Annotated in this window: 6 protein-coding genes; all 6 read left to right on the plus strand. The window is 73.9% G+C overall.

The features are described from left to right. Positions 1 to 2 precede the first annotated feature (2 nt). Positions 3 to 3,104, plus strand: a complete 3,102-nt coding sequence (locus tag FRCN3DRAFT_RS0206910) for an MFS transporter (RefSeq protein WP_007516587.1) — start codon at positions 3 to 5, stop codon at positions 3,102 to 3,104. Continuing rightward, on the plus strand, positions 3,101 to 3,241 hold the full coding sequence (locus tag FRCN3DRAFT_RS53895) for a hypothetical protein (protein WP_007516586.1): 141 nt from the start codon (positions 3,101 to 3,103) through the stop codon (positions 3,239 to 3,241). The genes FRCN3DRAFT_RS0206910 and FRCN3DRAFT_RS53895 overlap by 4 nt, the downstream gene beginning before the upstream one ends. Continuing rightward, a complete protein-coding gene (locus tag FRCN3DRAFT_RS0206920) occupies positions 3,234 to 4,358 on the plus strand; it encodes a serine/threonine-protein kinase (RefSeq protein ID WP_131803400.1) in 1,125 nt (374 codons plus the stop codon). The genes FRCN3DRAFT_RS53895 and FRCN3DRAFT_RS0206920 overlap by 8 nt, the downstream gene beginning before the upstream one ends. Continuing rightward, complete coding sequence (locus FRCN3DRAFT_RS0206925; protein WP_007516583.1) at positions 4,355 to 5,437, plus strand: TRAFAC clade GTPase domain-containing protein; 1,083 nt, start codon at positions 4,355 to 4,357, stop codon at positions 5,435 to 5,437. Before FRCN3DRAFT_RS0206920 ends, FRCN3DRAFT_RS0206925 begins: the two co-directional genes overlap by 4 nt. Further along, positions 5,437 to 7,221: a hypothetical protein gene (locus tag FRCN3DRAFT_RS43040; protein WP_007516582.1), complete on the plus strand. Its 1,785-nt coding sequence runs from the start codon at positions 5,437 to 5,439 to the stop codon at positions 7,219 to 7,221. The genes FRCN3DRAFT_RS0206925 and FRCN3DRAFT_RS43040 overlap by 1 nt, the downstream gene beginning before the upstream one ends. Next, positions 7,218 to 8,711, plus strand: a 1,494-nt coding sequence (locus FRCN3DRAFT_RS0206935; RefSeq protein WP_007516581.1) for a hypothetical protein, incomplete at its 3' end; no start/stop codon positions are given. The genes FRCN3DRAFT_RS43040 and FRCN3DRAFT_RS0206935, both read left to right, overlap by 4 nt.

Here is an 8,711-nt window from a genome sequence, read left to right on the forward strand (position 1 = left end):
GGATGATGACGAACCGAACGTTTACGGGGGCGTTCGGCGTTGACCCGGGCCGCGGTGTTGACGACGACGCGGTCGTGGTGGTGCTCGACCTGCGCAGGGATCTCGAGCGCGCGCTGCGTACGCCCATCGACCAGATCCAGCGGGAGTACCGCCGGAGACTGAACCGCAGGGACGTCGACGTCGGTCGGGTGCTCGTCATCGACGAGACGGCCCGGCTGGTGTCGCATGTCGCGCTGCTGACCGATCTCCTCGCGGCCTCCACGGTCTCCGAGCTGCTCCTGCTCGCCGTCGGAGGGCGGCCGCCCGGCGACGGCAGGCTGCTGCTGCCGCCCGGCGACATGGAGCTGCCGGTGCTGTGGGCCGGCGACCCGCGCGGCCTGGGCTGGAGTCCCGGGCTCGGAGGCCGGGTGCTCGGCGACGAGGAGGACGCCGAACGCAACGTCGACGGCCTGGTGCACGCGCTCGGGATTCCCAGCGTCTTCACCCGGGTCCGCGACCACATCCGCGAGTTCCCGCATGCCGCGGGGACGCCCGCCATCCATCTCGTGCTCGGCACGGTGGACAAGGACATCCTCGACCAGGCCGCGGGCCACGCGTTCACCCACTTCACCGAGGCGGTGCCGGCGGGGCCGATCGGCCAGCCGGCGCCGACCGGGCACCCCGGCCACGGCGGACCGCCAGCGGCCGCCGGCCCCGGTGGGCCCGCCGGCCTGCCGGGCGACTTCGTCGCGATCGACCGCCTGCTCACCGCGGCCGCCACCCCGGACCTGGCCAGCATCGGCAACGTCACCGACCCGCGCGGCCTCCTGCCACACCATGCCGCCGAGGCCAGACGTCATCTGAGCGCCGCGGGTGACCTGATCTCCACGCTGCGGACGGAGCCGTTCGCCCCCAAGCGCCCCGTGCCCGGTGGTGGCGTCGTGCCGGCGGGCGAGCTGATCTGGACCGAGCTGGTCCAGGCCGGCACGCACCTGGAGAGCCTGACCACCGGCCTCGAGGGAGCGCTGCGCGCCGTCGACGGCTCCCAGGGCATCGGCCAGCCGCAGTCCTTCGAGCTGGCGCGCCTCGGCGTGCGGATCGTGCCGGTGCCGGCGGCCGAGCCCGCCCGGGTGCGCGAGGCGCTGCGGCAGATGACCGACGCCGCGCTCGTCGCCCGCGAGCCGCTCGCGGGCATCGCGGCCCGGCTGCGTGACCTCGCCGGGCGCGCGAGTCCGGCCGGCAGCGGCCGTTTCGCGCACCTGGTCGCCGAGCGCTGCCCGCCGGCGCTCGCCATGACGCTGGGGAGCCCGCCACGTTTCCCGATGCGGTTCAACGTCGGCACGCTGTCCACGGCGTTCGTCAGCACTTTCCTCGCCGCGATCGGCTTCCCGTGGCCATTTGGCTTCCTCGGCGCCCTTGGCGCCATCGCGATCACCGTCGGCCTGTCTGTCGGGCTGTACCGGCGCCGGCCGATCCCGCAGCCGCGTCACCGCCCGGACCCGCGGGACATGTCCCGGATGAACCTGGTCTGGTTCGGTCTGGACGCGTTCGCGGGCGGCCTGATCGGCACCGCCGTCGGACTGGCCGCGGGGTGGACACTCGCGCTGGCCATCGGGATTCCCTGCCTGCTCGTCGGCCTGCTGCTGGCGTTCGCGCCCCTGCTGTGGTGGCGCCACGCCGTCAACGCGTGGCTCGGGCAGCTGCGACTGGATGCCGCCGCGAACTCCATCGCGGCGCTGGGCCAGCTGCTGAACCAGGTGGCCCTCAACGAATGGGTGCTAGCGAACTACCGGATCGGCGGGGCTCGGCTGGCGAGCGCGCTCGCCGAGGCGCTCGACGGCGTTCGGGACACGCTCGAGGAACTGCGGCCTACGCCTGTGGGACCGGGCGGTTTCGGGCCGCCGGGGGGGTTCGGCCCGCCGGGCGGTTTCGGGCCGCCTGGTGGCTTTGGAACGCCCAGCGTGGGTCCAGTACCGGGCGGTTTCCCCGCACCTGGCGCGCCCGGTGCACCCGGTGTATCTGGTGGTCAGGACCGGCGCTGGGAGCGACGCGACGGCCGGGTGCGCGGCATCGACCTGGTGATCTCGGACCGGCTGCGTGACCGAGGCGGCGAGCTCGGGGAGATCGTCACCGACGACGTGGCCGCGGCCATCCGCATCGTCATCAACGAGCGTGGCGAGGAGATCGCGCAGGAAAGGCCGGAGGACATCCGCAACGTGGTGCGTACGGGGCTGACCGGCGTGCTCGCCGCGTACGACGAGCATCTCGGTCGGCGCGGCCCACTGGCCGACCCACCGTTCACCGCCGACCCGCGGCGCCGGACGGCGCTCGCGCGGGCGGTGTGGCTGAGCTCCGACGCGTTGCGGCACCTGCGCCAGGCCGACGTGGACGACTCCGGTCTCATGCAGCTCACCGGCGCGGGCGACCTGCCACTGCTGACGCAGGTCTCGCGCGAGGCGCGGCTCGTCCGGTTCATCCCCGCCATCGCGGACCCCGGCGTCGGGGAGGGGACCGGCTCCCCGGACATCGCCGGACTCATCCGGCTGGTCCCGCTGGACGCCAGCGGCGCCCGGCGTGTCCGGGGGCAGGGCGCGCCGAGCGCCTCGCCGGCCGGCCAGCCCAGCGCCGACGGGCCGGACGAGACCAGCCAGGCGGAGGCGTCCTCCGCGCCGGATCCCTGGGATGACGAAGACGGCGAGACCACCTTCGATCGTCCCGCCGACGGCTGGGCAGCCCGGGGGACACCGCCCGGGCCGCCCGCGGCGGCCGCGACCCCGCCGCCGGCCACGGCGTACGGGCCGCCACCCGTGCCCGCGGCCGGGCCGGCCGAGGCTGCGCCCCCACCACCCCCACCGCGGCGACCGGTCGTCTCCCGGGATCCGGAGGAGTCGGGCGACTCGGAGGAGTCCGGAGACTCGGCGAAGGCGGCGATACCGCTTGGCAAACCGGCCGTGACGTCCGGAGCCCCCGCGGCCGGACGATCCACTCCGGCGGCACCCGCCGCCGCGGCCGGTGACGAGACGGTCGTGCGGCCGGCCGGCCCGCGGCCACGGCCGTCACCATCACCGCCACCCGCCGCTCCCACGACCTCCGCCGGGCGGGGCGACGAGGAGGACCTCTGGTGATCCTTCAGGTCCTGATCCTGATGGCCGGGGTCGCCGGCCTGTGCCTGCTGCCCACCGGCGCGCGCGCCAAGCTGCCCGACCTGGTCGCCGGGCTGCAGCAGGCCGTCCGCGGGCGAGGGGGGCGTGGCGGTGGGTGACGTCGAGCGCCTGACGTTCCATGGGCCGGACGGCTCCGAGGTGATCTGGGACGCCGAGATGGACCCGGGCGAGCCCGAGCAGACCACCAACTTCCAGACCCGGCGAGGCCGCTACCAGAGCCTTCCGTTCGCGATCCGCTACGCCGTCGGCGGCGAGAAGTCCGAGGCGGCGATCGAGAACGCGATCGCGGTCGGCATGCGGATGCTGCGCCGCTACGGCGCCGAGCACCGCTATCCATGGGAGCAGCCGGACCAGCGTTATCCGTGGGAGCTGTCGCGGCTGCTCGGCTACGACGTCGACGTCGAGCGCCCGTTCGTGGTCACCCTCGAGTACGGCACGCCGCTCAACCGGCTGCCAGGTCCGCTCTCGCCCGATGACACCAGAAGGTTCGCCGCCGGCCTCGCCCGTGGGCTCTACCTGCTGGACCGTCTCGGAATCGTGCACAGGCAGCTCCTGAGCAACACGGTGCACTGGGACTCGCGCAGCCAGCTGGTGCAGATCAACCGGTTCGAGTACGCCCGCCGCCCCGGCGAGCCGCGCTACCGGACGGCGTCCGAATGGGCGCCCCCGGAGCAAATGGGCGGTCGCGGGTTCGTCGAGCCGCGCGACGACGTGTACAGCGCCGGCTGCGCCATCCTGAGCGTCACCCCGCCCGGCCTGCGCCGACGCCTGGACGGTTACCCGGACCCGGCGGCCACCGGCATGCAGTGGCTGCCGGACCTGCTCGCCGGTGTGTTCGGCCCCGTCGAGGGCCGGCCGAACGCGGCGGCGCTGCTCCACCGGCTGGGCCGCGCCGACTTCCCCGCCGACCCGCCGCGGCCGGATCCCGACACCCTGCTGGAGGCGGGCCGGGCCGCGTACGACCGTCTGATGGCCGGTAGGCGCCCCCAGCCGGCCTATCTGGATCCCCCGACCTACCCGGATCCGCCGACCTACCCGTCGTCCTCGTCGACCTACCCGTCGCCGGCAACCCCACCGCCTCCGCCTTCGCCTCCGTCGGCGCCGGAACCCAGGCGCGGGCGGTTCGGCCGGCGTGGCTCGCCCTCGTTCGCCGCCGGTTCCCCGCCCGCCTGGGCCGGGCCGGCGGGATGGCCGCTCGGGGTGGTGGCGCCGTGACGACGGTGGACGGAGGGCGCGCGTCGCTCACCCTGACCTGCGTGAACTGCCTGGAGCCATTCGAGTGGGACGGTAAGCAGGCCTACCGGCGCAGGTCGGTGGGCGCGCCTGCCCAGCCGGTCGACCTGCCCGCCCAGACGGACCCGCGGTGGGGCTTCGCCATCCAGGACACCTTCATCCGCTGCCCGAACGAGGAGGACGGCGACCCGCATTTCTTTCCGGTCGAGTTCGCCCTCTACGGCAGGCCGGTGGTGATCGGGTTCGTCGGCAACTCGAGCGCCGGCAAGACCTGCCTGCTGGCCGCGATGACGGGCGAGATCGACCGGAACCGGCTGGAGCCCTACGGCCTGCAGACCGAGCCGATCAACATGGGTGAGCACCTCGACTACGTGGAGAAGATCGTCGACCCGTTGTTCGAGCGGGGCAAGGCGCCGCCGCACACCGAGGTGGTCGACCTGGTCACGTACAAGGACGCGGTGTTGCTGCGGACGGCCGCCGGCCGCACGTTCCCGCTGGTCTTCTTCGACGCGAACGGCGAGTCGCTCAAGGGTCTGCAGGGCTCACACGCGGCCGTCCGCTTCCTGCACCGTGTCGACGGGCTGGTCTTCGTGGCGGACCCGACGCTGGTCGCCGACGCGCACATGCGCGGCGATCCGACCTACACGGCGACGCTGGCGAGCCTGCGCTGGGCGCGGGCGACCGGCCAGGCCCGCTTCACGATTCCCACCGCGATCGCGATCACCAAGTCGGACCTGATGAGGTTCGACCCACCGGTGGACCAGTGGCTCAACCGCCCACCGCGGCCCGGAGGCGTGGACCTCGGGCTGCTGGAGCAGGAGAGCCGGGACGCATACGCGTTCCTCCACCAACGGGGAGCCACGGCCTGGCTGGCGCCGGTGAACCAGTTCGAGCAGTGCACGCTGCATTTTGTCTCGGCCAGCGGCGCCGCCTACGACGACGCGACCGACTATTTCGTCCGGCCCGCCCGGCCGCGGCGGGTACTGGAGCCGCTGGTGGCATTGCTGGCGGCTCTTGACGTTCTTGACGGTGAGTTTGTGCGGGGGGCTAGCGGATTCTGATGGAAACCGTCGATCAGGTGATCTTCCGATATGACCTGGCCGCGCGAGGGTTCCGGCCCGTCGCCGCGACACTCGCGCCCGCCGATCTCGGATTCGTCGGCACCCGGTTCACCGCGCTCGTCGACGCGGCCTACCGGGCGGAGGACGTCCGAGCCGCGCCGACGCTGAGTTTCGCCCAGGTGCCGGACGACCCGCACGGCCGAGGCATGATCATTTGTAGGGCGCCGGACAGCTCAGGCCGGCTGGCCGCGGCCGCGCACGTCCTGATCAGCCCGAAGCTGGCCGCGGGTCACGCGCTCGGGCTGTCGTCCACCTGGTCAGGCTGGCAGCTGGTCGGTGCGCCAGCGCAGCCGGCGCCGATCGACCTGCGGATCCTCGTCGCCACCGCCTCGGAGGGGCTACGGCACGCGCAGGCCGCGGCGCGCGCGCCCGAGTGCGAGCGGGAGCTGGTCGTGCTGGTCGACGCCCTGCTACGCGCGGGGCCGGGCAGGCTGGCCGTGACCGGCAACGGCAGCGACGCCAGGGTCCTGCTCACCGGTGCCCGGGCGATCCTGCGTGAGTGCCTCTCACCTGACTGGACCTTCTCCAGCGGTGAGCCGGCGCAGAAGCCCGGAATTCGGGTCACCTTCCTGCTGCCCGGCGGGCGGGCGACGTCCGAGGCGCGCGCTGACCTGAGCGTCTTCGATCAGACGTCGGAATACCTCGTCGCCGCGGCGGTACTCGTCACCGCGTTCCGTAACTCGGCGAATCCGAAGGCCTGGGAAGAGGACCTGAAATCGGCGGGCGTCAGCGATCGGGACAGCCTGCTTGCCTGGGCGGGGAAGGGCGCTCCATCGGCCGAGGCGTCGCGCATCGAGGCGAGGGAACAGGCGCGGGCCGCTGCCGAATGGGAAGCCAGGCGGCGGGAGTGGGAAGTCGCGGTCGCCGGGCTGAAATCCGACGTGGGTGAACTGCGGAACGAGTCGACCAGACTGAGTGGGGAGCTGGAGTCGACTCAGGGCGAGTTGACGAAGCAGCTGGCGGCCAGGGAGCAGGTGACCGGCGACTATCGTTCGCTGGCCGCCGAGCACGAGAACCTCAGATCGACGTACATGTCGATCCAGGGACTCCTGAACGCCAGGGAACAGGACGTCGCGAACCTGCGCGAGCTTCTCGCGAGCGCCACGGCGGCCGGTTGGGTCGGCGAGCCCGCGGCCGCGAGGTTGGATGGCCACGCGTTCCTCGTCTCGCTGCGACTGCAGCCGGCGGCGGACGCGTACTACGACGCGGGCGCGGTCGCGCCCGGCGACCAGCGGCGGGTCGCGCTGGCCAAACAGCTGCGCGTCGAGCTCGTCTCGAGCCTCGGCGGGGCCGCCTGGGAGGCCGTCGACGGGGCCGACTGCGCGGCCGCGATCAGGCAGGTGGTCCAGCAGGCATTCCTGCGCGAGATGCCGTGGGACGCGGAGCTCGAGCTCCAGGCCATGCTCCACCAGCTGCTGGCGCCGGTCGCGATGGGTTCCAGGGCGGCCGACCAGCTCTTCAACGCGCTGTGGGCGGTCTCCTCCCAGCTGGGCTGGTCGGAGACCGCCCGTGAGGCCACGTGGTGGCGTTCATACCTGCACTACCTGCGCGCGGCCGGCAGGCAACCGGCCACGCTTCCCGTGGCCTGGTCGCCCGCGCCCTGGCCGTCGACACCCGCGCAGGCCGAGAGCGAGTCCGATCTCGCCGGGCGGCTGCTGGCCGTGGTCGTCTCGGCCGTCTTCATCCTGATCGTCCTCGGTGCGGCCTTCAGCGAGCTGTGGTGACGACGTACACGCAGCCGCGCCCTTCCGGTGGCCGGCACACCGCCCGCGGCGGCGAGACCGGCGGCGGACCCCGCCGCGGCGCCCGGCTCGTGCCAGGTGGTGCCCGGTCGGTCGCCATGACCGGGGCGCTGGCACTGTGCCCGGCGTTCCTCACGTGGTGGCTCGTGTTCGGGCTGGGATATCACCGCGCGGACCTGACGGCGAACCTCCCGCCCACGCCCCTGGTCGTGCTGCTGGTCGGCGTGGCCGCCTGGGCCACGATGCTCGCCGTGACCGCGCTCGCGGAGTCCTGGCGCACGGCGTCGGACCGTCGGCGTGACCGGGGCGATCTCGCGCGGTTCGGTGTGCCGCTGGTCGCCGCCGCGTACCTGCTGGTCGCGTTCGGCGTGTTGGCGCGGCTGCGGCTGGCGGGGCTGACGAGCGCGAGTCCCGGCTTCTCACTCACCGGCCTGATGCTGTCGCTCGGGGTCGGTGCCGTCGGGCTCGTCCTGCTGGCCGACCTGGTGCGGTCGGGCGGGTCGGACAGCCTGGTCAGGCTGCCGGCGGAAGACGCCGAGCGCGCGCAGTCGACGACCGGGCTCGCCGGTCGTGCCGTGCTCGGCGTGGCGCTCGCCGTCGTCGTGTTCGCGGCGGTCGACAGGTTCGACGACGCGCTGCTGGCGCCCGGTGGGCTGGCGGTGCGGCCGGTCGCGCTGGTGCCGTTCCTGCTGGTGGCGGCGTTCGCCGTCTTCGCGATGTGGTACGGCCTGTGGGGGGAGGACGACGACCCGGACGCGGGGCCGGCTCCCCGGCTCGGCCCGGCGGTAGCCGCCATCGCACTCGTGCTGGCGGCCGTTCTCGGCCCGGCGCATCCCACCGGGGTGGTCGCGTCGGTGGTGGGCGTCGCGGTCGCCGCCGCCGTGCTGACGCGTGACCGCCTGCTCGCCGCCGTCGGGACTGCCGTGGCCGTGGGTGGCTATCTCGGGGTCGCGGCCCTGTTCGACGTCACCCACACCCAGGACGTGTTCCAGAACGGCTACGCCGCCGGGCCGGCGCGGCACGCGGCATCGGCGCTGGCCCGGGGCGGATGGGGTGGCAGCGGACCGGGCCTGGGCCTGGTGGAGGGGTACACGCTCTCCAAGGGCTCGGGGTCGAACGGCTACCAGCTCGACGGGGTGGTGCCGGACACCGACGCGCTGCGTGTCGTCGGCGAGGAGCTGGGGCTCGCCGGCCTGCTCGTCCTGTTGGTGGCCGCGGTGGCCGTCGGGCTGCTGGCCGTGCTGCTGGCACGGCGGTGCGGGCGGGGTGTCGTCGGCGCGTGGGCCAGGGGCCTGGCCGCCGTGACGGTGGTGACGCTCGCGGTGCCGGTGCTGCCGCTGCTGTGGCCGGGGTTCCACGTCGACGTCGCGATGCCCGGCGTCTCCGCGGACGGGGTCAGCCTGGTCGTGCTGCTCTGGACGGTGGGCGCCCTGCTCGGCGCCGCCGGCCGGACCGCGCGCCAGGGCGCGCCG

The organism is Pseudofrankia saprophytica, from assembly GCF_000235425.2.
In the GTDB taxonomy this organism is placed as follows: Bacteria; Actinomycetota; Actinomycetes; order Frankiales; family Frankiaceae; genus Pseudofrankia; species Pseudofrankia saprophytica.

Excerpts from the sequence above, each read along its gene's own strand:
- FRCN3DRAFT_RS43040 (WP_007516582.1), top strand. The coding sequence starts at position 5,437 with ATGGAAACCGTCGATCAGGTGATCTTCCGATATGACCTGGCCGCGCGA.
- FRCN3DRAFT_RS0206910 (WP_007516587.1), top strand. The coding sequence starts at position 3 with ATGATGACGAACCGAACGTTTACGGGGGCGTTCGGCGTTGACCCGGGC.